General features: G+C 71.2%; 21 protein-coding genes. 8 read left to right on the forward strand and 13 right to left on the reverse strand.

The annotated features are described in order from the left end of the window. Positions 1–324, forward strand: a 324-nt coding sequence (locus B7P34_RS39825) for a dsRBD fold-containing protein (protein WP_146166953.1), incomplete at its 5' end; no start/stop codon positions are given. A gap of 219 nt (positions 325–543) precedes the next feature. On the opposite strand, the gene B7P34_RS28220 is transcribed toward B7P34_RS39825, so the two are convergent. The 3 genes from B7P34_RS28220 to B7P34_RS28230 form a co-directional block, all read right to left on the reverse strand. Continuing rightward, on the reverse strand, positions 544–1,176 hold the full coding sequence (locus B7P34_RS28220) for an HAD family hydrolase (protein ID WP_106681021.1): 633 nt from the start codon (positions 1,174–1,176) through the stop codon (positions 544–546). Between the two features lie 143 nt (positions 1,177–1,319). Further along, a complete protein-coding gene (locus B7P34_RS28225; protein WP_106681022.1) occupies positions 1,320–1,757 on the reverse strand; it encodes a GlcG/HbpS family heme-binding protein in 438 nt (145 codons plus the stop codon). A 176-nt stretch (positions 1,758–1,933) separates the two neighbouring features. Continuing rightward, positions 1,934–3,166 carry an MFS transporter gene (locus B7P34_RS28230; protein ID WP_106681023.1) on the reverse strand — a complete coding sequence of 411 codons (1,233 nt, stop codon included), beginning with the start codon at positions 3,164–3,166 and terminating at the stop codon, positions 1,934–1,936. A gap of 194 nt (positions 3,167–3,360) precedes the next feature. Here B7P34_RS28230 and B7P34_RS28235 point away from each other — a divergent pair, with 194 nt between their 5' ends. Beyond that, positions 3,361–3,822 carry a MarR family winged helix-turn-helix transcriptional regulator gene (locus tag B7P34_RS28235; RefSeq protein ID WP_106681024.1) on the forward strand — a complete coding sequence of 154 codons (462 nt, stop codon included), beginning with the start codon at positions 3,361–3,363 and terminating at the stop codon, positions 3,820–3,822. A gap of 57 nt (positions 3,823–3,879) precedes the next feature. Here B7P34_RS28235 and B7P34_RS28240 read toward each other — a convergent pair whose 3' ends face one another. The 3 genes from B7P34_RS28240 to B7P34_RS28250 all read right to left on the reverse strand — a co-directional run bounded on the left by B7P34_RS28240 (position 3,880) and on the right by B7P34_RS28250 (position 7,616). Then, positions 3,880–4,626: a TetR/AcrR family transcriptional regulator gene (locus tag B7P34_RS28240; protein WP_106681025.1), complete on the reverse strand. Its 747-nt coding sequence runs from the start codon at positions 4,624–4,626 to the stop codon at positions 3,880–3,882. Between the two features lie 271 nt (positions 4,627–4,897). Next, complete coding sequence (locus B7P34_RS28245) at positions 4,898–6,034, reverse strand: pyridoxal-phosphate-dependent aminotransferase family protein (protein WP_106681026.1); 1,137 nt, start codon at positions 6,032–6,034, stop codon at positions 4,898–4,900. Positions 6,035–6,146: 112 nt separating this feature from the next. Further along, complete coding sequence (locus tag B7P34_RS28250; RefSeq protein ID WP_106681027.1) at positions 6,147–7,616, reverse strand: serine hydrolase domain-containing protein; 1,470 nt, start codon at positions 7,614–7,616, stop codon at positions 6,147–6,149. Positions 7,617–7,676: 60 nt separating this feature from the next. On the opposite strand from B7P34_RS28250, the gene B7P34_RS28255 reads away from it, so the two are divergent. Then, positions 7,677–8,162: a MerR family transcriptional regulator gene (locus B7P34_RS28255; protein WP_223268318.1), complete on the forward strand. Its 486-nt coding sequence runs from the start codon at positions 7,677–7,679 to the stop codon at positions 8,160–8,162. Then, entirely contained in the window at positions 8,159–8,530 is a 372-nt protein-coding gene (gene trxA, locus B7P34_RS28260) for a thioredoxin (RefSeq protein WP_223268319.1), read from the forward strand. The genes B7P34_RS28255 and trxA overlap by 4 nt, the downstream gene beginning before the upstream one ends. A gap of 76 nt (positions 8,531–8,606) precedes the next feature. Here trxA and dnaB read toward each other — a convergent pair whose 3' ends face one another. Next, entirely contained in the window at positions 8,607–10,109 is a 1,503-nt protein-coding gene (gene dnaB / locus B7P34_RS28265) for a replicative DNA helicase (protein WP_106681028.1), read from the reverse strand. A 481-nt stretch (positions 10,110–10,590) separates the two neighbouring features. Here dnaB and B7P34_RS28275 point away from each other — a divergent pair, with 481 nt between their 5' ends. Continuing rightward, entirely contained in the window at positions 10,591–11,928 is a 1,338-nt protein-coding gene (locus B7P34_RS28275; protein ID WP_106681029.1) for an MATE family efflux transporter, read from the forward strand. A 182-nt stretch (positions 11,929–12,110) separates the two neighbouring features. Here the strand turns inward: B7P34_RS28275 and rplI are convergent, their stop codons facing one another. The 4 genes from rplI to rpsF all read right to left on the reverse strand — a co-directional run bounded on the left by rplI (position 12,111) and on the right by rpsF (position 13,804). Continuing rightward, the gene (gene rplI / locus B7P34_RS28280; protein ID WP_106681030.1) at positions 12,111–12,557 is read right to left on the reverse strand and encodes a 50S ribosomal protein L9; all 447 of its coding nucleotides are present in this window, start codon (positions 12,555–12,557) and stop codon (positions 12,111–12,113) included. Positions 12,558–12,575: 18 nt separating this feature from the next. After that, positions 12,576–12,812, reverse strand: a complete 237-nt coding sequence (gene rpsR / locus B7P34_RS28285) for a 30S ribosomal protein S18 (protein WP_004950692.1) — start codon at positions 12,810–12,812, stop codon at positions 12,576–12,578. 44 nt (positions 12,813–12,856) lie between these two features. Beyond that, positions 12,857–13,432: a single-stranded DNA-binding protein gene (locus B7P34_RS28290; RefSeq protein WP_106681031.1), complete on the reverse strand. Its 576-nt coding sequence runs from the start codon at positions 13,430–13,432 to the stop codon at positions 12,857–12,859. A gap of 81 nt (positions 13,433–13,513) precedes the next feature. Further along, positions 13,514–13,804: a 30S ribosomal protein S6 gene (gene rpsF, locus B7P34_RS28295; protein ID WP_030366820.1), complete on the reverse strand. Its 291-nt coding sequence runs from the start codon at positions 13,802–13,804 to the stop codon at positions 13,514–13,516. Positions 13,805–14,094: 290 nt separating this feature from the next. On the opposite strand from rpsF, the gene B7P34_RS28300 reads away from it, so the two are divergent. The 3 genes from B7P34_RS28300 to B7P34_RS28310 all read left to right on the forward strand — a co-directional run bounded on the left by B7P34_RS28300 (position 14,095) and on the right by B7P34_RS28310 (position 16,773). After that, positions 14,095–14,415 carry a hypothetical protein gene (locus B7P34_RS28300; protein ID WP_106681032.1) on the forward strand — a complete coding sequence of 107 codons (321 nt, stop codon included), beginning with the start codon at positions 14,095–14,097 and terminating at the stop codon, positions 14,413–14,415. A gap of 125 nt (positions 14,416–14,540) precedes the next feature. After that, on the forward strand, positions 14,541–15,659 hold the full coding sequence (locus B7P34_RS28305) for a lipid II:glycine glycyltransferase FemX (RefSeq protein WP_106681033.1): 1,119 nt from the start codon (positions 14,541–14,543) through the stop codon (positions 15,657–15,659). A gap of 82 nt (positions 15,660–15,741) precedes the next feature. Continuing rightward, a complete protein-coding gene (locus B7P34_RS28310) occupies positions 15,742–16,773 on the forward strand; it encodes an alanine racemase (RefSeq protein ID WP_106681034.1) in 1,032 nt (343 codons plus the stop codon). Positions 16,774–16,801: 28 nt separating this feature from the next. Here the strand turns inward: B7P34_RS28310 and B7P34_RS28315 are convergent, their stop codons facing one another. Both B7P34_RS28315 and B7P34_RS28320 read right to left on the reverse strand, forming a co-directional pair. Continuing rightward, positions 16,802–18,295 (reverse strand): glycosyltransferase family 87 protein, encoded by a 1,494-nt coding sequence (locus B7P34_RS28315; RefSeq protein WP_106681035.1) that lies wholly within the window; start codon positions 18,293–18,295, stop codon positions 16,802–16,804. A gap of 132 nt (positions 18,296–18,427) precedes the next feature. Next, positions 18,428–20,896: transglycosylase domain-containing protein (locus B7P34_RS28320; RefSeq protein WP_223268320.1), on the reverse strand; the 2,469-nt coding region annotated here is incomplete at its 5' end.

A 20,896-nucleotide genomic window follows, 5' to 3' on the forward strand; every position in this document is an offset into this window, starting at 1 on the left:
CCCGCCGACCCCTCCCAGCAGCGCGTCGGCGAGGAGGTCGCGGCGGCGCGGGCGCTGCGCGACCTGTCCGAGCAGCTGCTCGACAAGGCGTGCCGCGGGCCGCGCGGCTTCCGCCGCCCCCTGCCCCGGCGGCGGGCTGCCCTCCCGTGGCCTGCTGTGCCCGTCCGGGGCGGGGGCCCCGGCTCCGTCCGGCGGCTGCGTCGGGGTGAACCAGCCCCGGTCGCTTCCTCTGCCGTGCGCGCCGCCGTCGGCCGACCTGGTCGCAGCGTCCTTCATCGTCTCGCCTCGAACATCTCTCGGTCCGTCCTCGCACTTCCGTCCTAGCCGGAAAGTGTTCGCATTTCCCCGCTCTGCTCATGGGTCGCTGTTCAGGCTGCGCAGCATGCCATCTTCTGCGCGGCCTCGCGCGAATCACGGGAAGTGCGAGTGGTACGGCCCCCGTTGAGGCTAGGATCGGCCACTCCCCCACCCAGGAAAACAGACCCCTGGGACGGTTATCCCGGACCAAAGCCCTTTCCGTGGACGGACGTTGACCCTATCGGGCTACGAGGTGGAGCCGACGAGTTCGTACGCTTCTCTGAGGTCCCGGCCGGTATATGCGTGGACGGCGATATCCCGTACGTGGTGGTCCGCGTTCACCGCCACGGAAACCGGGACCGCAGAGAACAGCTCGGCGTCGGACATCGAGTCCCCGTAGGCCACGCAGTCGGCGCGGGTCAGGCCGAATTCCGCGCAGAGCGCGTCGGCGATCCGCACCTTCGCCCCGGCGTCGAGGATCCCCGCGGGGTCCACCGGGTCCCGGAACGGCACCGCGGGCCAGAGCGAGCCGTGGGCCGCGTCGGCGCCCCAGGTCAGCAGGCGTTCCACGAAGAAGCCGGGCGACAGCGAAATCACGGCGCACCGCTCGCCGCGGGCCCGGATCTCCGCCCACACGTCGCGGATTCCGGCCATCCAGGGCGCCCCGTCGAAGGCCGCGGCGACCTGTTCCTCGGTGAGTTCCCGCCACAGCGCGCAGGCGAGTTCGGCGAAGCGCGGCGGGTCGAGCTCGCGGGCCGCGAAGGCCCTTTCCAGTTCGGCGATCTCCCGCTCGACCCCGAGCTGCCGGGATATCTCGATCGCCGCCGCGGACCCGTGCATCAGGGTCCCGTCCATGTCGAACAAATGCAGTCTGCTCACGGTCCCCGAGCGTAAGCGGCCCGGCACCGGAGGACACGCGAATAGCGCGTGGCCGGTGCCGGGCCGTTGCCGGGGGTGGTGTCCGGGCTGGTGTCCGGGCTAGCAGGCCGGTGCTGCCCGCGGTGCACGGCCGGTGCGGGGCGTCAGCCGCCCAGCACCTCCTTGATCGCGGTCAGGGCGATGCCGTGGTCCTGGTCCGGCGCGCCGCCGCCCACGCCGACGGCACCGACGAGCCGGCCGTCGCGGTGCAGCGGCACTCCCCCGGCGATGAAGAGCAACGGGCGGTCCAGGGCCGTGGGCAGGGTGTGGAAGAGCCCGTCGGGCCGGACGGCGTCGACCAGGTCCGCCGTCGGCGCGTCCAGCTGCAGCGCGGTGAACGCCTTGCGCGTGCTGGTCTCCCCCGCGATCAGCACGGCGCGGTCGTCCCGGCGGAAGGCCAGCAGGTGACCGCCGGCGTCGAGGACGGTCACGGCGATCCGTACGCCCTGCTCGTCCGCGGCCCGGCGGGCGGCGGCGACGAGCGCGTCGGCGTCGTCCGTGGTGAGGGGGAGGACGGGGGTGGCGGTGGCGGACGTGGTCATGGGGTTCTCCTAGTGGTGCGTGGTGCTGTAGCGCTGTGGTGCTCGGTGCTGTGGTGCTTGGCGAAGCTGTGCCTGGTGAAGCGGTACGTGGTGCTGTGATGCGTGGTGCTGCGGTGAAGCGGTACGGGTGCGAAGCGGCATCGGTGCGGCGCCCGCGGCAGTTACCAGTACTGCCGTTACGAGTACTGCCGCTCCGGCGCGGACTCCTGCCGCGCCACGACGCGCCCGCCCCGCGCGCCGGCCGCGCCCGCGCCGCCCCGGGCTCCCGTACGGCGCTCCAGCGCGCGGGAGACGAGGGCCAGGAGGAGCGCGGAGGCTGCCATGGCCGCGCCCACCCAGTTGGGCGCCGTGTAGCCGAAGCCGGCGGAGATCACGAGGCCGCCGAGCCAGGCGGCGATCGCGTTGCCCAGGTTGAAGGCGCCGATGTTGGCGGCGGAGGCGAGGGTGGGGGCGTCCGCGGCCTGGTCCAGGACGCGCTTCTGCAGCGGCGGGACCGTCGCGAAGCCCGTCGCCCCGATCAGCGGGACGGCGATCACCGTGGCGATCTTGTTGTGGGCGGCGAGCGGCAGCAGCGCGAGGACGGTCGCGAGGCCGGCGAGGGCGGTGAGCAGCATGGGCATCAGCGCGCGGTCGGCGTACCGGCCGCCGACGAGGTTGCCGGCCACCATGCCCAGGCCGAAGAGGACGAGGAGCCAGGTGACGGAGGAGGAGGCGAAGCCCGCGGCGTCGGTCATCATCGGCGTGAAGTAGGTGGTCATGGTGAAGACGCCGCCGAAGCCGAGGACGGTCATCGCCATCGCGAGCAGGACCTGGGGGTTGCGGAAGGCGGCCAGTTCGCCGCCGATCCGGGCCTGTTCGGGGCGGGGCTGCCGCGGGACGAGCGCGGCGATGCCGAGGACGGCGAGCACGCCCAGTCCGGCGATGAGGAAGAACGTGAGCCGCCAGCCGGCGCTCTGGCCGACCATCGTGCCCATCGGCACGCCCACCACGTTGGCCACCGTCAGCCCCGTGAACATCATCGAGATCGCGGCCGCCTTCTTCTCCGGGGCGACGAGTCCGGCGGCGACGATCGCACCGATGCCGAAGAACGCGCCGTGCGCGAACGAGGCGACCACCCGCCCGGCCAGCATCACCGAGAAGACGGGGGCGGCGGCCGAGAGCGCGTTGCCGGCGACGAACAGGCCCATCAGGGCCATGAGCATCGCCTTGCGCGGCACGCGGCTGCCGAGGATCGCGAGGATCGGGGCCCCGATCAGGACGCCGAGGGCGTAGCCGGTCGTCAGGTAGCCGGCGGTCGGGATGGAGACGCCGAACTCGTCCGCGATCTCCGGGAGCAGGCCCGAGGTGACGAATTCGGTGGTGCCGATACCGAAGGCGCCGATGGCGAGCGCCAGCAGTGCGAGGGGCATGACGGGGGTCCTTCGGGGAGGGGTGGGGGATCTGGTCCGGCGGAGGGATCCCGGGCGGTGCCGATCTCGTTGCGATCGACCCTTACCGGCGTAGACAATAATTGTTGACGCCGATACTTGCAAGCGCGGGCTATTGCGGGCGGGAGATACCCTGGTCGATGACGACACGCGTGTGCGGTCAGAAGGAGGGCCCCATGTCCCGCACCCCGGACCCCGCTCTGCTCGGCCTTTCGCAGGGCTGGTGCGCGCTGTCCGCCCTGCACGGCCGGATCGAGGCGCACATCGAGCGGGCGCTGCAGGCCGCGCACGGCCTGAGCGTGCGCGAGTTCTCCGTGCTCGACGTGCTCAGCAGGCAGCACAGCGGCGAGGGCGGCCACCTGCGCATGAACGAGGTCGCCGAGGCCGTCGTGCTCAGCCAGAGCGCGACGACGCGCCTGGTCAACCGCCTGGAGGACCGCGGTCTGCTGACCCGCTACCTCTGCCTCACCGACCGCCGCGGCATCTACACCGACGTCACGGAAGCGGGCCTCGCCCTGCTCGAACAGGCCCGGCCGACGAACGACACCGCCCTGCGCGAGGCCCTCGACGAGGCCTCCAAGCGCGAGGACCTGGCCCCGCTCGTCACGGCCGTCGAGTCGCTCGTTCCCGCCTCGTAACAGCGCCCCTCGCTTCGACACGGGCCCCTGGCCGCCCGGAAGGGCCGGCCGGGGGCCCTACGCGCGGGCCCTGGCCCGCTCCCGGTGCGCCTTCTGCCGGCAGGCCGCACCGCAGTACCGGGCGGGACGCCCCGTACGCGCGGGGGCCACCGCGCCTCCGCACACCCCGCACTGCGTTTCGTTACGCCCGGCGGGCGAATTCGCGGGCAGTTTCGTTACGCGGCGGCCCGGACGGAGGCTGTCGCACGCCAGGGCCGTCATCCTCCCCTGCGCCACGCCCGGGCCGCGCCGCTGCTCCATCGACAGACAGCCCATGAGCAGGGCCATCAGGTCGTCGATGGTCACGTCCTTCCGTACGGCGCCGGCCTGTTGGGCCCGCCGCAGCAGGACGGCGAGGGCCTCCCGGAACGCCTCCTCGACGCCCGGAGAGGCCTCGAAGCGACCCTCCAGGGCGTCGCACAGCGCCTTGTTCCGCACGGTCAGCCGTATGACCGCCGAAAGGTAGCGATAGAAGACCGCGCCGGGGTCATCCGCATGCGCCAACTCCCGTGCCGTTTCCGTGAAAAGCGCGATCCTGTCGCTGACCGCCGCCCTGAACAGGGCTTCTTTGGACGGGAAATGGCGGTAGACCGTGCCCGTGCCGACGCCCGCGCGGCGCGCGATCTCGCCGAGCGGCACCGCCAACCCGGCTTCCTCAAAGGCGGATCGGGCCGCCTGGAGGACCAGCGCACGATTGCGCCGGGCGTCCGAGCGCAGGAACGCGGAGGCCTGCGGAGGCAGCGAAGAGAGTCTGCGCTCTGCCATGCGAATACGCCTCCGGAGGCCGGGAATCGAAACGGGTTGCCAGTTCCGATTTTATCCGGGCGTGTGAACGAGGGGCGCGACACGCCATATCAGGGCAAATCAAAAGAAGAGGGAGGAATGGGTGAGGGGAGGAACGCGGAAAGCGGAGAGCGGAGGGAGAAGCGCGAAATAAAGGGAGGGAGGAAGGGAGGAAGGGGGAGGAGCGCAAAAAGGGCCGCTGCCGGTGCGTGCAGCACCGGCAGCGGCCCTGGGGCGCGCCGAAGAACCGGGGTCAGCCCGGGATCACCTCGTCCCACGCCTTCCCCGCCGCGGTCAGGGCCGCCGCCTCGTCCGCGACCGGGACGCCCAGCGCGCGCAGGCCCTCCCCGAGCGCGGCCAGCGAGGCCAGGACGACCTCGCGGTCCGCGTCGAGGCCGTAGTGGTTGACGCGGATCATCTCCTTGGCCAGCGGCCCGGCCGCCGCCTGGACGGGCACGGAGGCGTCGGCCGCCAGGGCAGCGGCCACCACATCGCGGGCGTCCTTGCCGTCGGGGGCGCGCAGGGTGGTGGCGACCGGGGCCGCGTCCTCGTCACGGACGACGTACGGGGTCAGGCCGCCCAGGACGCGGACGCCGGCGCGCGTGGCGGCGGCAGCGGCGCGGTGGCGGGCCATGACGGCTTCCAGGCCGTCCTCCTCGATGCGATCGACGGCCTGCTCCAGGGCCAGCATCTCCAGCTGCGCCGGGGCGTGCGGCAGGGCCGTGCGGCCGCCGTCGATCCAGCGCTCCTTCCAGTCCAGCAGGGAGAGGTACGAGCGGCGCGGCGCCTGCTCGTTGGCGGCGATGCGCTCCCAGGCGCGGGCGCTGACCGACACGACGGAGACGCCGGCCGGCCCCGCCATGGCCTTCTGGCCGCCGATGACGCACAGGTCGACGCCCCACTCGTCGGTGAGGAGCGGCTCGGCGCCGACGGACGCGACCGCGTCCAGCATCAGCAGCGCGCCGTGCGCGCGCACGACCTCGCCGATCGCGGCCACGGGGTTGGTGTTGCCCGTGGCCGCCTCGGCGTGCACCAGGCTGACGAAGTCGATCCCGGGGTGCGCGCGCAGCGCCTCCGCGACCTGATCGGCGCCGACCGCGCCGCTGAACGGCGCCGAGATCGTGATCACCTCGGCGCCGCAGGAGCGCAGCCAGCCGCCGAACGTCTCGCCGTACGGGCCGGTGATGATGTTGAGAGCGGTGCTGCCGGGCCGGACGGCCGAGCGGATCGCGGCCTCCAGCGGCAGCAGCGCCTCTCCCTGCATCGTGACGACCGTCTCGCGCGTGCGCATCAGCGACGCGATCTTGTCCTCGATGCGCGCGAAGTGACCGGCGCCCAGCGGCGCGAGGTCGAGCAGGTCCGGTGCGTCCGGTGCGGTGTTCGCAGTCACGGTGCCAGTGCCTTCCGGGTGTCGCGCCGGCTGTCCGGCGCCCGCCAATCTCCCCCTGACCCTACGTCCGTGACCGGTTGCGTGCCGACCGTCATCCACAGGGCCGGAGGGATTATCGGACCGGCACCGTCTCCTCCGGCGTCCCCCCAGCTTCGTCCCCGGCCCCGGCTTCATCCCCGGCCCCGGCTCCGGGCCCCGCCGCCCGCCAGCCCTCGGCGTCCACGCCTCCCGGCACCGGGGCCCCCGCCTCGTACGGTTCGCGGGTGAAGACGAACGTGCCGAGGTCGAGGTGGGTCACCCGGCCCCCTGCCGTACTGCGTACGGCCGTCAGCGTCTCTCCCGCGTAGTAGCCGTCGAGCCCCGTCCACGTGCCGTCCGCCTCCGGGCGGAAGCGCGCGGCGCGCCCGCCCGCGCCGAGCGGGGAGAGCTCCAGGGCCCCGCCGGCCTCCAGCCGCAGGGAGAACGGTGCCGCACCCCAGTACCAGGGGCCGGTCAGCTCCAGGTGCTCGTCCTTCACCTCCGTGAGGGGACGCCAGGGCGCGGGGAGGCGCGGTTCGAGATCGGCGACCGTCGTCAGCAGGTCCGCCGCGACGCCCCCGGCCTCGAAGCAGGAGGTGCGGTTGGCGAGCGCCACGCCCGCCAGCCCGTCCCGCGGGCTCGCGAGCAGCATCGCCACGAAGCCCGGCATGGTGCCCATGTGCCCCACGAGCGTCCGGCCGTCCCGCTGCACCACCTGCAGGCCGAGACCGTATCCGGTGGTCCATCCCTGGTCCTTCGGGCCGCCCTCCGGGGCGCGCATCTCGGCGAGCGTCCGCGCCGCGAGCACCCGCTCGTCCCCGTTCAGCAGGAAGGCCGCGAACCGGCACAGGTCGGCTGCCGTCGACCAGAGCTGACCCGCCGGCGCCATCCGCCCGGTGTCCACGGCGGGCTCGGAGAGGAGGACGTCGGCCCAAGGGTGCACGGCCCAGCCGTCCGCGTGGGGCGCGACGGGCACGAGCGTCGTCCGGTCCATGCCGAGCGGTTCGAGCACCTCGCGGCGCAGCACCGCGTACCAGCTCTCCCCCCGGAGCCGTTCGACGAGCGCGCCGAGCAGCGCGTAGCCGGGGTTGGAGTAGTGGTGCAGCCGCCCGGGGGTGTGGAGCCGGGGACGGTCGCCGAAGAGATCGCCGAGCTCGGGGCGCAGCGCGCCGTCCGTGCGCTCCCACCACGGCCCGCGCGCCTCCGCAGCGAGTCCCGAGGTGTGCGACAGGAGCTGGGCGATGGTCGCCTCGCCGCCCGCCGGGACGTCGAGGTACGCGCCGAGCCTGTCTTCCAGCTTCAGCAGCCCCTCGTCGCGCAGCCGCATCACCAGCACGGCGACGAACGTCTTGGTGATCGAACCGATGCGGTACTGGACGTCCTCGGCCCGTGCACCGCCGGGGAGTTCACCGCGGCCCGAGCTCCACACCAGGTGACCGTCCCGCATCACCGCCCCCACCATCGACGGCGCCCGCCCCTCGGCCTGGCCGGTGGCGAGGCGGTGGAGGAGCGCGCGGCGGGTGGCCGGCAACAGATCAGCGTCTTCGTACGGAGTGTCGATCATGTCCGCACCCTAACCAGCGTCCCGCCCCTGGACTTGACGTCAGCGTGAAGGTTTACGGTCATGGCCATGCGCATCGGGGAACTGGCCCGGCAGGCGGGCACCACCACCCGCACGCTGCGGCACTACGAGGAACTCGGGCTCCTGCCCGCCCGCCGCACGGGCAACGGCTACCGCACCTACGACGACGGAGACCTGCGGCTGCTCCAGCAGATCCGCACGCTGCAGGACTTCGGCTTCGGCCTGGAGGAGACCCGCCCGTTCGTGGACTGCCTGCGCGCCGGGCATCCGGCCGGCGACTCCTGCCCCGCCTCCCTCGACGTCTACCGCCGCAAGCTCGCGGAGCTGGACGAGTGCATCGCGGACCTGCAGCGGATCCGGGCCGAAGTGGGCGGCCAGCTCGCCCGCGCCGAACTGGAGGCCGCGGCCGACGTCCCCGGCGGCCCGCCGCCGCTGTGCGCCTTCGCCCCACCGCCCGGACACGAGGCTCCAGCGCCCGGACACGAGGCTTCACCACCCGAACACGGAAGGGAAACCGGCACGCCATGACCGGAAACCGGCACGCCATGACCACTGCCACGAACGCCCCGGCCACGCCTGTCGCGACGGTCACCGACGACACCTTCGCCGCCGAGGTCCTCGCCGAGCAGCTGCCCGTCCTCGTCGACTTCACCGCCTCCTGGTGCCCGCCCTGCCGCATGATCGAGCCCGTACTCGCCGAACTGGCGGCGGAGGAGGCGGGACGCCTCAAGATCGTCCGGCTGGACGTGGACACCAGCCCGCGGACACAGGCCGCCTACGGGGTCCTGTCCATGCCGACCCTCGTCCTCTTCCGCGCGGGCGAGCGCGTGACGACCCTCGTGGGCGCCCGCTCCAAGGCCCGCCTGCTCCGCGACCTCGCCGCCGACCTGGGCTGATCAGGCCTGCCCGGCAGGCCCGGTCATCAGCTCTCCTGACCGGACCTGCCCGGACCGGACCCCGGACCGGGCCTGATCAGGTCTGCGCCATGTCCACGAAGCGCGAGTAGTGGCCCTGGAAGGCCACCGTGATCGTGGCCGTCGGACCGTTACGGTGCTTGCCGACGATGATGTCCGCCTCGCCCGCGCGGGGCGACTCCTTCTCGTAGGCGTCCTCGCGGTGGAGCAGGATGACCATGTCCGCGTCCTGCTCGATGGAGCCGGACTCACGCAGGTCGGAGACCATCGGCTTCTTGTCCGTACGCTGCTCGGGGCCACGGTTCAGCTGTGACAGCGCGATGACCGGCAGCTCCAGCTCCTTGGCCAGCAGCTTGAGGTTTCGCGACATGTCCGAGACCTCCTGCTGACGGCTCTCGGCGCGCTTGGAGCCGCCGGCCTGCATCAGCTGCAGGTAGTCGATGATGACGAGCTTGATGTCGCTGCGCTGCTTCAGGCGGCGGCACTTGGCGCGGATCTCCATCATCGACAGGTTCGGCGAGTCGTCGATGAACAGCGGGGCCTGGGAGACGTCCGGCATGCGGCGCGCGAGCCGCGTCCAGTCCTCGTCCGTCATGGAGCCCGAGCGCATGTGGTGCAGGGCCACGCGGGCCTCCGCGGACAGCAGGCGCATCGCGATCTCGTTGCGCCCCATTTCGAGCGAGAAGATCACGCTGGCCATGTTGTGCTTGATCGAGCAGGCGCGGGCGAAATCCAGGGCCAGGGTGGACTTACCCATGGCGGGACGGGCCGCGATGACGATCATCTGGCCGGGGTGCAGGCCGTTCGTCAGGGCGTCGAGGTCGGTGAAGCCCGTGGGGACGCCGGTCATCTCGCCGCTGCGCGAGCCGATCGCCTCGATCTCGTCGAGCGCGCCCTCCATGATGTCGCCGAGGGGGAGGTAGTCCTCGCTGGTGCGCTGCTCGGTGACGGCGTAGACCTCGGCCTGGGCCTTGTTGACGATGTCGTCCACGTCGCCGTCGGCCGCGTATCCCATCTGGGTGATGCGGGTGCCGGCCTCGACCAGGCGGCGCAGCACGGCGCGCTCGTGGACGATCTCGGCGTAGTACTCGGCGTTGGCCGCGGTGGGGACCGTCTGCACCAGGGAGTGCAGGTACGGCGCACCGCCGACGCGGGTGATCTCACCGCGCTTGGTGAGCTCGGCGGCGACCGTGATCGGGTCGGCCGGCTCGCCCTTGGCGTAGAGGTCGAGGATGGCCTGGTAGATCGTCTCGTGCGCCGGGCGGTAGAAGTCGTGGCCCTTGAGGACCTCGACGACGTCGGCGATGGCGTCCTTGGACAGCAGCATGCCGCCGAGGACGGACTGCTCGGCATCCAGGTCCTGCGGCGGGACGCGCTCGAAGCCCGCGGCCTCCGGCCGGCCCTGGCCGCCGTTGCCGCGGGACCAGGAGCCGTCCTCCGCTCCGCGGTCGTGGCGCTCGCCGCGCCCCGGGCCGTCGCCGCGGCGGGGACGGGAGACGGGGAGTCGGTCGCCGGGACCCGCATCCGCCCAGGGGTCGTCCATGGGCTCGGGGATGCTCATCCCGCCACCTCCTCCCGTCCGCGAAGCGGACCTTGCCGTGCTGTTCTTTCTTACGGCACGGCTCTGACAAACAGGCCGCCCGACTCCGCTTCCGGCGCGTCGAGTTCAAGGCGGTCCCGTCGGGTCCGCCGGGGCCCTTCGGGCTCCGGAACAGGCGGCGGCCGCCGGTCCACGGTAGGCCCGCGGGCACCGTCAGCCAATCTGGTTATCCACAGGCCGTGTGGATGACGGGCCCCATCCTGTGGAGAACTCCGTGGATCCTGTGTACGGGGCGGGGGAAACCGCTGTGGACAAACCCACAGCCCCTCTCAGCGCACACCTCTGACCTGCGGTTTCACCATCCACCGGCTGTTGAGGAGAAAAACTTTCGCCCGCCGCCGGAGATCACGACAAACGGCGCAGAGAAGATCGGCCCGAGCGCCCCAATGTAAGGGGTCCGAAGCAGTTGCACCGATTACCTGTGGAAGATTAGGTTGGGGACATGACCCAGGCTCCCGCGCGCGCACCGCGCACCGCCCGCCGGCACGACCGCGAGATCCTCTCGCTGGCCGTGCCCGCCTTCGGCGCCCTCGTCGCGGAGCCCCTCTTCGTCATGGCCGACAGCGCCATCGTCGGCCACCTCGGCACGCCCGAGCTCGCCGGGCTCGGCATCGCGGCGGCCCTGCTCACCACAGCCGCCGGCGTCTTCGTCTTCCTCGCCTACGCCACCACCGCGGCCGTCTCCCGGCGCGTCGGCGCGGGCGACCTCAAGGGCGCGATACGCCAGGGCATGGACGGCATCTGGCTCGCCACGATCCTCGGCGCGGCCCTCGTGGCAGCCGTCCTGCCCGCAGCCCCCGCGGTCGTCGACTTCCTCGGCGCCTCCCCGACCGCCGCCCCGCACGCCACGACGTACCTGCGGATCAGCTCGCTCGGCATGCCGGCCATGCTCATCGTCCTCGCCGCCACCGGCGTCCTGCGCGGCCTGCAGGACACCCGCACGCCGCTCTACGTGGCCGTGGGCGGCTTCGCCCTCAACGGCGCCCTCAACGCCGCCCTCGTCTACGGCACGGGCCTCGGCATCGCCGGCTCCGCCTGGGGCACGGTCATCGCCCAGTGGGCCATGACCGCCGTCTACCTCGCCGTGGTCCTCCGGGGCGCCCGCCGCCACGACGCCTCCCTGCGGCCCGACGCCGCGGGCATCCGGGCCTGCGCCCGGGCCGGCGTCCCGCTGCTCGTCCGCACGCTCTCGCTGCGCGCGGTCCTCGTGATCGCCACGGCCGTCGCGGCCCGGCTCGGCGACACCCAGGTCGCCGCGCACCAGATCGTGCTCAGCCTGTGGAGCCTGCTGGCCTTCGCCCTCGACGCCATAGCCATCGCCGGCCAGGCGATCATCGGGCGCTACCTGGGCGCGGGGGACGCGGACGGAGCTCGGGCGGCCTGCCGGCGCATGGTGCAGTGGGGCATCGTCTCCGGCGCGGTGCTGGGGGTGCTGGTGGTGGCCGCGCGGCCGCTGTTCATCCCGCTCTTCACCTCCGACGGCACCGTCCGGGACGCCCTGCTGCCGGCCCTGCTGGTGGTCGCCCTGTCCCAGCCGGTCGCCGGGGTGGTCTTCGTCCTGGACGGGGTGCTGATGGGCGCCGGGGACGGCACCTACCTGGCCTGGGCCATGCTCCTGGTCCTCGCCGCCTTCGCCCCCGCCGCCCTGCTCGTCCCCGCGCTCGGCGGCGGAGTGACGGCCCTGTGGTGGGCGATGACGCTGATGATGACGGTCCGGATGGTGACCGTGTGGCTCCGGGCGCGGTCAGGACGCTGGATAGTCACCGGCGCGACGCGCTGAAGAAACGTACCTGCTGTCGAAGAAACGCACCTGCTGAGGACGCGCGGCCAGGAAGCGCGATCAGGAAGCACAGCCGGGAAGCGCAGCCAGGAAAGCACAGCCGAAGAAACGTAACGGCAGAAGGGCCGCACCCCCGCAGGGGTACGGCCCTCCTTCAGGCTCTACCGATCACCGGTGGGTGATCAGGCAGCGACGACCTCGATGCCGAGCTTGGCAACGACGTCGGCGTGCAGACGCACGGAGACCTGGTGGGCGCCCAGGGTCTTGATGGGCGAGCCCACCTCGACGCGGCGCTTGTCGACGTCCGGGCCACCGGCAGCCTTGATCGCGGCAGCGACGTCGGCCTGGGTCACGGAGCCGAACAGGCGGCCGGCCTCGCCGGAGCGGGTGGCCAGGCGGACCTTGAGGCCCTCCAGCTGACCCTTGACCTCGTTGGCCTGCTCGATCGTGGCGATCTCGCGGATCTTGCGAGCGCGGCGGATCTGAGCGACGTCCTGCTCGCCACCCTTGGTCCAGCGGATCGCGAAACCGCGCGGGACCAGGTAGTTGCGGGCGTAGCCGTCCTTGACGTCGACGACGTCACCGGCGGTGCCGAGGCCGGAGACCTCGTGGGTGAGGATGATCTTCATTAGTTGGTCACCCTTCCCTTATCGCGCGGACGAGGTGTAGGGCAGCAGCGCCATCTCACGGCTGTTCTTCACGGCCGTGGCGACGTCACGCTGGTGCTGGGTGCAGTTGCCGGTCACGCGACGGGCACGGATCTTGCCGCGGTCGGAAATGAACTTCCGCAGCATGTTCGTGTCCTTGTAGTCCACGTAAGCGGTCTTGTCCTTGCAGAAAGCGCAGACCTTCTTCTTAGGCTTGCGCGGCGGGGGCTTCGCCATTGTCTCTCTCCTGTGTGATCAAGAAGTTTGTGTGCTGCTCGCCCTTAGAAGGGCGGCTCGTCCGAGTAGCCGCCGGAGTTGCCGGAGCCGCCGCCCCAGCCGCCTCCGCCGCCGCCCTGCTGGCCGCCGGACGGCGCGCTGGTGGCCCAGGGGTCGTCGGCGGGAGCGCCGCCGCCCTGCTGCTGCTGACCGCCGGGGCCACCGCCCCAGCCGCCCTGCTGCTGGCCACCGCCGTAGCCACCCTGGCCACCGCGACCCGCGGTCTTGGTGACCTTCGCCGTGGCGTTCTTCAGGCTGGCGCCGACCTCTTCGACGTCGAGCTCGTAGACCGTGCGCTTGACGCCCTCGCGGTCCTCGTAGGACCGCTGCTTCAGACGGCCCTGCACGATGACGCGCATGCCGCGCTGGAGCGACTCGGCGACGTTCTCCGCCGCCTGCCGCCACACCGAGCACGTGAGGAAGAGGCTCTCGCCGTCCTTCCACTCGTTGGTCTGGCGGTCGAAGGTGCGGGGAGTGGACGCGACGCGGAACTTCGCGACCGCCGCACCGGACGGGGTGAAGCGCAGCTCGGGGTCGTCGACGAGATTGCCGACGACCGTGATGACGGTCTCGCCTGCCATGGATGAACCTCTCGGCGGGTGTGCTGCTGGCTGCTTGCTGCTCGTTGAGCTACAGCCCGATTACCTCTGAACCGCTGGGGTTCAGTGGGTCTCGGGACGGAGGACCTTGGTCCGGAGGACCGACTCGTTCAGGTTCATCTGGCGGTCGAGCTCCTTGACGACCGCAGGCGTGGCCTGCAGGTCGATGACCGAGTAGATGCCCTCGGGCTTCTTCTTGATCTCGTACGCGAGACGACGACGGCCCCAGGTGTCGACCTTCTCGACCTTTCCGTTGCCCTCACGGACGACGGAGAGGAAGTTCTCGATCAGCGGGGAGACAGCGCGCTCCTCGAGATCGGGGTCGAGGATGACCATCACCTCGTAGTGACGCATGTGGAACCCACCTCCTTTGGACTCAGCGGCCACGGTCGTTCCGTGGCAGGAGGGTCGTGATGCGTGAACAACGGTATCGGCCGACACTGACAATCAGCGGAATCAGCAGGAAGACCCTGGGTTGGCCCCGAGGACCGAAGCTGGTTCAGGGCAGACACCGGTGCAGACCGTACAGAGTACCCGCACTCCGGCTTCCGGTTGAAATCCAGCCGTCCGGGCCCGCAATCTGGACGGACAGGGTGTGACCGGCGCAACAATGCGCCGGTCGCCTTCAGGAGGAGGTAGCCCCCATGACCCAGGCAGTACGCCGCCCCCGCTCGCTGATCAATACGGTGCTCAACAGCGACGGCAAGCCGCATCCCCTAGAGAACACCTTCGTCGCGGTGACGGTGGTGCTCGGACTGCTGGCCTTCGTTTCCTCGGCCTTCAACAACCTGCATCTGCTGAGCTCGTGGAGCGGACTGGCCGGCATCTTCACCGGTGCCTACGGCCAGTACATCTCGGCCACGACGGGCGAGCGCTTCCTGCTGATCATCGGACTGGGAGCGTCCGCATTCGGCTTCTTCCTCGGCATGGCCCACGGGGGTCTGTTCGGAGGTCTCATCGGTTAGCCCGGGGCCCGCCCGGCCGTACACCCGAACGGGCGCCCCAACGGTGTGCGTCCCTGTCGCAGTAGGCTTCGCCGCGAGAGCCGGAGCCCCGACCCTGGGGACACACCTGCCGAGGAGCGCCCCGCATGAGCCTGACCCTGAGGACAATCAGCCGAGAGCAGCATCTGGCTTACATCCAGAGCCTGCCCGCGGCCAGTCACATGCAGGTGCCGGCGTGGGCCGATGTCAAGGCGGAGTGGCGCTCGGAGAGCCTGGGCTGGTTCGACAAGACCGGGCAGATGGTCGGCGCGGGCCTGGTGCTCTACCGCCAGCTGCCCAAGATCAAGCGCTACCTCGCCTACCTGCCCGAGGGCCCGGTCATCAACTGGTTCGCGCCGAACCTCAAGGACTGGCTCGAGCCGATGCTCGCCCACCTCAAGCAGCAGGGCGCCTTCTCCGTGAAGATGGGCCCGCCGGTGGTCATCCGCCGCTGGGACGCGGGCGCGATCAAGGGCGGCATCTCCGACCCGGACGTCAAGCGCCTGCGCGACGTCGAGGCCACCTTCATCGAGCCGCGCGCCTTCGAGGTCGCCGACCAGCTGCGCCGGATGGGCTGGCAGCAGGGCGAGGACGGCGGCGCCGGCTTCGGTGACGTCCAGCCGCGGTACGTCTTCCAGGTGCCCCTGGCGAACCGCTCGCTCGAGGACGTCCACAAGAACTTCAACCAGCTGTGGCGCCGCAACATCAAGAAGGCCGAGAAGGCCGGCGTCGAGGTGGTCCAGGGCGGCTACGAGGACCTGCCCACCTGGCAGCACCTGTACGAGATCACCGCCGAGCGCGACAAGTTCCGCCCGCGCCCGCTGAGCTACTTCCAGCGCATGTGGACGGCCCTCAACACCGAGGACCCCAACCGCATGCGGCTGTACTTCGCGGTGCACGAGGGCGAGGCCGTCGCCGCGGCCACGATGCTGATCGTCGGCGGGCACGTCTGGTACTCCTACGGCGCCTCCGCCAACCACAAGCGCGAGGTCCGGCCCTCCAACGCCATGCAGTGGCGGATGCTCCGCGACGCCTACGCCCTGGGCGCCGGCGTCTACGACCTGCGCGGCATCGGCGACTCCCTGGACGAGAGCGACCACCTCTTCGGCCTCATCCAGTTCAAGGTCGGCACGGGCGGCGAGGCCGCGGAGTACCTGGGCGAGTGGGACTTCCCGCTCAACAAGCTGCTCCACAAGGCCCTCGACATGTACATGTCGCGCCGCTGACGTTCCTTCCGGGGCCCCACGGCCCCGGACGCTTAAGCACGCACAGCATCCAGCAGGCACAGGGAAAGGTTCCGGACCGGCCATGGCGCTCACGCTCCACGTCGAAACCGCGCGCTGGCGGGCGCACCAGCAGACCGTCGTCCAGCAGTTCCCGGGCATCGTCCCGGTGTGCAAGGGCAATGGCTACGGCTTCGGCCACGAGCGGCTGGCCGACGAGGCCGCCCGCTTCGGCTCGGACATCCTGGCCGTCGGCACCACCTACGAAGCGGCGAAGATCAAGGACTTCTTCAGCGGTGACCTGCTGGTGCTCACCCCCTTCCGGCTGGGCGAGGAGCCGGTGCCGCTGCCGGACCGGGCCATCCGGTCCGTCTCCTCGGTCGAGGGCGTGCGCGGCCTGGTCGGCGCCCGCGTCGTCGTCGAGGTCATGAGCTCCATGAAGCGGCACGGCATCAGCGAGGAGGACCTGCCCAAGCTGCACGCCGCCATCGAGGACGTGCGCCTGGAGGGCTTCGCCATCCACCTGCCGCTGGACCGCACGGACGGCTCCAGCGCCGTCCAGGAAGTGGCCGAGTGGATGGACCGGCTGCAGCAGCAGCGCCTGCCGCTGCGCACCATGTTCGTCAGCCACCTGAAGTCCGAGGAGCTCGCACAGCTGCAGCAGCGGTACCCGCAGACCCGCTTCCGGGCCCGCATCGGCACCCGGCTGTGGCTCGGCGACCACGGCGCCACCCACTACACGGGCGCGGTCCTGGACGTGACGCCCGTGTCCAAGGGCGACCGCTTCGGCTACCGCCAGCAGAAGACCGGCGGCGACGGCCACCTCGTCGTCGTGGCGGGCGGCACCTCGCACGGCGTGGGCCTGGAGGCGCCGAAGGCGCTGCACGGCATGATGCCGCGCGCCAAGGGCGTCGCCCGTGCGGGCCTCGCGACCATGAACCGCAACCAGTCGCCGTTCTACCTGGACAACAAGCAGCTCTGGTTCGCGGAACCCCCGCACATGCAGGTGTCGATCCTCTTCGTGCCGAGCGACGCGAGGACCCCGCGGGTCGGCGACGAGCTGAAGGCCCAGCTGCGGCACACCACCACCACGTTCGACCGGATGGTCGACAAGTAGACCGGCCGGGGGGCACCCCCCGTCCGGCCTACGGGCGGCTCCCGGACCCCCACCGGACGCTCGTGACGCCGGAGCGCTCCGCGTACCGCGGCCGGTGCGCGGAGCCGAGGGCGATCACGTCCGGCGCGCCGTCGAGGACGCCGCCCGAGGGGTCGTCGGAGCCGTCGCGGCGGACGACGTCCCGCTCGGGCATGAGGACGTCGCGCACGACGACCGCGCAGAGGTAGAGCGTGCCCAGCAGGTGCAGGGCGATGGCCAGTTGATAGCCCTCCGTGGGCAGGCCCTGGTGCTTGTCGCCGCTGCCCGTGTAGGCGAGGTACGACCAGATGCCCAGGAAGTAGAGCACCTCGCAGGCCTGCCAGATCAGGAAGTCGCGCCACTTGGGCCGCGCCAGCACGGCGAGCGGGATGAGCCACAACACGTACTGCGGTGAGTAGACCTTGTTGGTGAGGATGAACAGGGCCACCACCAGGAAGGCCAGCTGGGCGAAGCGCGGGCGCCTCGGTGCGTAGAGGCCGAGGGCCACGAGGGCCAGGCAGCCCAGGATCATCAGCAGGCTCACGTACGTGTTGGCGTCCTCCAGGGGATTGCCCGTGCGCTGGGAGATCAGCAGCCAGATCGAGCCGAAGTCGATCGGGCGCTCCTGGCTGAACGTGTAGAACTTCGCCCAGCCCTCCCGGATGTGGAAGCCCGCGGCGTCGTGCGTGAGCATCACCGGCAGGTTCACCACGAGCCAGGCGGCGACGGCGGAGGCGGTGCCGACGGCGAAGGCCCGCATGCGCCCGGCCCGCAGGCACAGCACGAACAGCGGCCCGAGCAGCAGCAGCGGATAGAGCTTCGCGGCGGCGGCCAGGCCGATGAGGACGCCCGCGAGCGCCGGCCTGCCGCGCGACCACATCAGCATCGCCGCGGCGGTGAGGGCGACGGCGAACAGGTCCCAGTTGACGGTCGCCGTGAGGGCGAAGGCCGGGGCGAGCGCGATCAGCAGGGCGTCCCAGGGCCGGCGCCGGTGCGTACGGGCGGAGCAGAGCGCGATCACGGCCGTGCAGGCCATCAGCATTCCGGCGTTGACCAGCCAGTTGAGCTGTTCACGGTGCTGGATGGTGCCGCCGCCGGGGGTGAGCCAGGCGGCGATCTGCATGAACAGGCCGGTGAGGACCGGATATTCCAGGTAGTCCATGCCGCCGGAGAGGGCCTGCGGGATGCGGTCGAAGTACGGGATCAGACCCGCGTCGAAGCCTCGGCCGCTGTAGAGGTGCGGGATGTCGGAGTAGCAGGCGTGGGTGTACTGCGTGGTGGCGCCGAAGAACCACCCGTACTCGTAGCAGGGCAGCTTCTGGACCATGCCCAGGGCGAACATCCCGATCGCCACCAGCACGATCACCCGGACCGGCGTCCACCACCCCGCACCGGGCAGGGCCCGCCTGCCCGCCGGCCCGCCGATGAGCTCGCTGCCCGCGGCCGCCACCTCATCCTCTTCGGTGGGCCGCACCTGCCGGTCGTCGTCCCGCGCGCTCCTCATGGGGCCATCCTGCCGTAAGAGCCTGTGGGCCGTAGGAGCCTGTGGATAACGCCGAGGGCCGTCTCACGCGAACGCGGGACGGCCCTCGGAGCAGTTGCCGGAACAGTGCAGGTCCGGGCAGATCGGCGCTGGTCAGCCGTTCATGCCCCCGAAGAGACCGCCACCGCCGGGACGCCGGCCCGGATCGGGCGACGGCGAGGTGCCGGGGTCGCCGCCCGTTCCGCCGTTGCCACCGCCCGGTCCGCCGCCGGGGCCGCCCCCGGGGCCGCCGGTGCTACTGCCGCCGTTGCCGCCGCCGTGCTTGCACTTGAAGTCGAAGACCGAGCACGAGCGGCTCGCCGACGGGCTCGGCGAGGGGGACTTCGACGGGGTCCCGGACGGGGTGGTGGACGGAGCCGCCGACGCGGGTGCGGAGGGCACCGCGCTGGGGGAGGGGCTGGCGCCGTCCCCGTAGATCTTCTCTCCGAGCGGCTGCGCCGGCTCGAACTGCTCGATCGGCTGGCCCTTGAGCGCGGCGTTCATGTAGTCGGCCCAGATCTCCGCCGGGAACGAGGCGCCGTGGATGCTCTCCTTGCCGCCCACGCCGCGCATGGAGAGGAACTCCTGCTTCTTGGCGTTGGGGTCGACCCGGTACATGCCGATCGCCGTGGACAGCTGCGGGGTGTAGCCGGCGAACCAGGCGGAGCGGTTCTCGTCCGTCGTACCGGTCTTGCCCGCGGCCGGACGGCCGCCCGCCAGCTTCGCGGACGTGCCCGTGCCCTCCTCGACGACGGTCTTGAGCACATCGGTGACGTTGTTCGCCACGTTCGGAGAGAAGGCCGTGTCGGACTTGATCTCGTGCGTGTAGACGGGCTTGCCGTCCTGCTCCACCTTCTCGACGGAGTACGGGTCGATCTGCTTGCCGCTGGCGGCGAAGGTGGCGTACGCGCCCGCCAGCCGGATCGCGCTGGGCGCCGATGTGCCGAGCGAGAAGGTGGGCGTGGCGGCCGCGAGCTGGTCCTTGTCCAGACCGGCCCGCAGGGCGGCCTCCTTGACCAGGTCCGTGCCCACGTCCATGCCGAGCTGGATGAAGGGGGTGTTCACCGAGAACTGCATGGCGGTGCGCAGGGTGACGGGACCCTTGTCCTCTTCACCGTCGTTCTTCTGGTGCCACTCGCTGCCGTCGTTGTCGTGCCAGACCTGGCCGTTGTACTTCCGGAGCGTCACCTTGTTGTTGCCGTTGTAGATGCTCTCGGGGGAGACGAGCGTGCGCTGGCTGTCGCTCTGCGTCTCGCCGAGGGCCGGATTGCGCTTGCCGTGCGTCATGGCCGCCGCGAGGACGAAGGGCTTGAACGTCGAGCCCACCTGCACACCGGTGTAGTCGGCGTTGTTGGTGTAGTGCTCCAGGGCGTTCTCGCCGCCGTAGATGGCGACGATCTTCCCGGTCTTGGGCTCGACCGACGCCCCGCCGAACTGCACGAACTTGTCGCGCTCGCGCACGTCCGGCTTGATGTTCGCCTTGCGGACCTCCTCGACCGCCTTGGAGAGGGTCTCGACCTTCTGCCGGTCGAAGGTCGTGTAGATCTGGTAGCCGCCGCGGTCCAGCTGGGTCTTGCTGATGCCGGAGTGGGCGACGACGTAGTTGTCGGCGAGGTCGGTGAGGTAGCCGATCTGGCCGGCGCGGTTCGTCGCGGGCTTGGGCTTCTGGGGGGTGGGGAAGCCCTTGGCGACCCACTTGTCGTGCTCGGCCTCCTCCAGGTTGCCCGTCTCGACCTCGCGGTCCAGGGTCCACTTCCAGCGGTCGGTGGCGCGCTTGGTGTTCTTCTCCGCGGTCGCCGCCGGGCCCTGGCCGCCGTACGGGTCGTAGAGGTTGGGGCCGTTCAGCGTGGCGGCGAGGAAGGCGCCCTCGCTCGGCGTGAGGTCCTTGGCGTCCTTGTCGTAGTAGGCCCGTGCCGCGGCCTGGATCCCGTAGGCCCCCCGCCCGTAGTAGGCGGTGTTGAGGTAGCCGGCGAGGATGTCGTCCTTGTCCTTGGTGGCGCCCACCTTTATGGAGATCAGCAGCTCGGTGGCCTTGCGCTTGAGCGTCTGCTCCTGGCTCAGGTAGGTGTTCTTCACGAACTGCTGGGTGATGGTCGAACCGCTCTGGGTCTCACCGCCCTGCGCCATCTTCACGACGGCGCGCAGGATGCCCATGGGGTCGACGCCCCAGTCCTTGTAGAAGCTGGCGTTCTCGGCCGAGATCACGGCCCGCTGCATCGACAGGGGGATCTTGGAGATCGGCACGATCTGGCGGTTGAGCGCGCCGCCGCCCGCGACGACCATCTGCTTGCCGTCGGACCAGTAGTAGACGTTCTTCTGCACCTGGGCGGTCTTCTGCGCGGACGGCACCTGCACCACGGCCAGGGCGATGCCGACGGTGCCCAGGATCAGCACGATGAAGGTGAAGGCCGCGCCCAGGACGAGCCGCCAGGAGGGCAGCCAGCGCTTGAAGCCCTGTTTCCCCGCGCGCGGATAGTCGATGAAGCGCTTCTTCCCCGGGCGGCCGCGGCCGCCCGCACCGGGATCGGCCCCGCGTCTGCGGCCGCCGGCAGCCGCGCCGCGCTGGCTCGCACGGCGCGCCTC

It is taken from the genome of Streptosporangium nondiastaticum, assembly GCF_003011965.1.
In the GTDB taxonomy this organism is placed as follows: domain Bacteria; phylum Actinomycetota; class Actinomycetes; order Streptomycetales; family Streptomycetaceae; genus Streptomyces; species Streptomyces nondiastaticus.

What these genes read in the sequence shown, in the direction of transcription:
- rpsR (WP_004950692.1), bottom strand. Translation starts at nt 12,812, where the DNA reads ATGGCGAAGCCCCCGCCGCGCAAGCCTAAGAAGAAGGTCTGCGCTTTC.
- B7P34_RS28300 (WP_106681032.1), top strand. Translation starts at nt 14,095, where the DNA reads ATGACCCAGGCAGTACGCCGCCCCCGCTCGCTGATCAATACGGTGCTC.
- B7P34_RS28240 (WP_106681025.1), bottom strand. Translation starts at nt 4,626, where the DNA reads ATGGCAGAGCGCAGACTCTCTTCGCTGCCTCCGCAGGCCTCCGCGTTC.
- B7P34_RS28235 (WP_106681024.1), top strand. Translation starts at nt 3,361, where the DNA reads ATGTCCCGCACCCCGGACCCCGCTCTGCTCGGCCTTTCGCAGGGCTGG.
- trxA (WP_223268319.1), top strand. Translation starts at nt 8,159, where the DNA reads ATGACCGGAAACCGGCACGCCATGACCACTGCCACGAACGCCCCGGCC.
- rpsF (WP_030366820.1), bottom strand. Translation starts at nt 13,804, where the DNA reads ATGCGTCACTACGAGGTGATGGTCATCCTCGACCCCGATCTCGAGGAG.
- B7P34_RS28255 (WP_223268318.1), top strand. Translation starts at nt 7,677, where the DNA reads ATGGCCATGCGCATCGGGGAACTGGCCCGGCAGGCGGGCACCACCACC.
- B7P34_RS28290 (WP_106681031.1), bottom strand. Translation starts at nt 13,432, where the DNA reads ATGGCAGGCGAGACCGTCATCACGGTCGTCGGCAATCTCGTCGACGAC.
- B7P34_RS28305 (WP_106681033.1), top strand. Translation starts at nt 14,541, where the DNA reads ATGAGCCTGACCCTGAGGACAATCAGCCGAGAGCAGCATCTGGCTTAC.
- B7P34_RS28225 (WP_106681022.1), bottom strand. Translation starts at nt 1,757, where the DNA reads ATGACCACGTCCGCCACCGCCACCCCCGTCCTCCCCCTCACCACGGAC.
- rplI (WP_106681030.1), bottom strand. Translation starts at nt 12,557, where the DNA reads ATGAAGATCATCCTCACCCACGAGGTCTCCGGCCTCGGCACCGCCGGT.
- B7P34_RS28315 (WP_106681035.1), bottom strand. Translation starts at nt 18,295, where the DNA reads ATGAGGAGCGCGCGGGACGACGACCGGCAGGTGCGGCCCACCGAAGAG.
- B7P34_RS28275 (WP_106681029.1), top strand. Translation starts at nt 10,591, where the DNA reads ATGACCCAGGCTCCCGCGCGCGCACCGCGCACCGCCCGCCGGCACGAC.
- dnaB (WP_106681028.1), bottom strand. Translation starts at nt 10,109, where the DNA reads ATGAGCATCCCCGAGCCCATGGACGACCCCTGGGCGGATGCGGGTCCC.
- B7P34_RS28230 (WP_106681023.1), bottom strand. Translation starts at nt 3,166, where the DNA reads ATGCCCCTCGCACTGCTGGCGCTCGCCATCGGCGCCTTCGGTATCGGC.
- B7P34_RS28250 (WP_106681027.1), bottom strand. Translation starts at nt 7,616, where the DNA reads ATGATCGACACTCCGTACGAAGACGCTGATCTGTTGCCGGCCACCCGC.
- B7P34_RS28310 (WP_106681034.1), top strand. Translation starts at nt 15,742, where the DNA reads ATGGCGCTCACGCTCCACGTCGAAACCGCGCGCTGGCGGGCGCACCAG.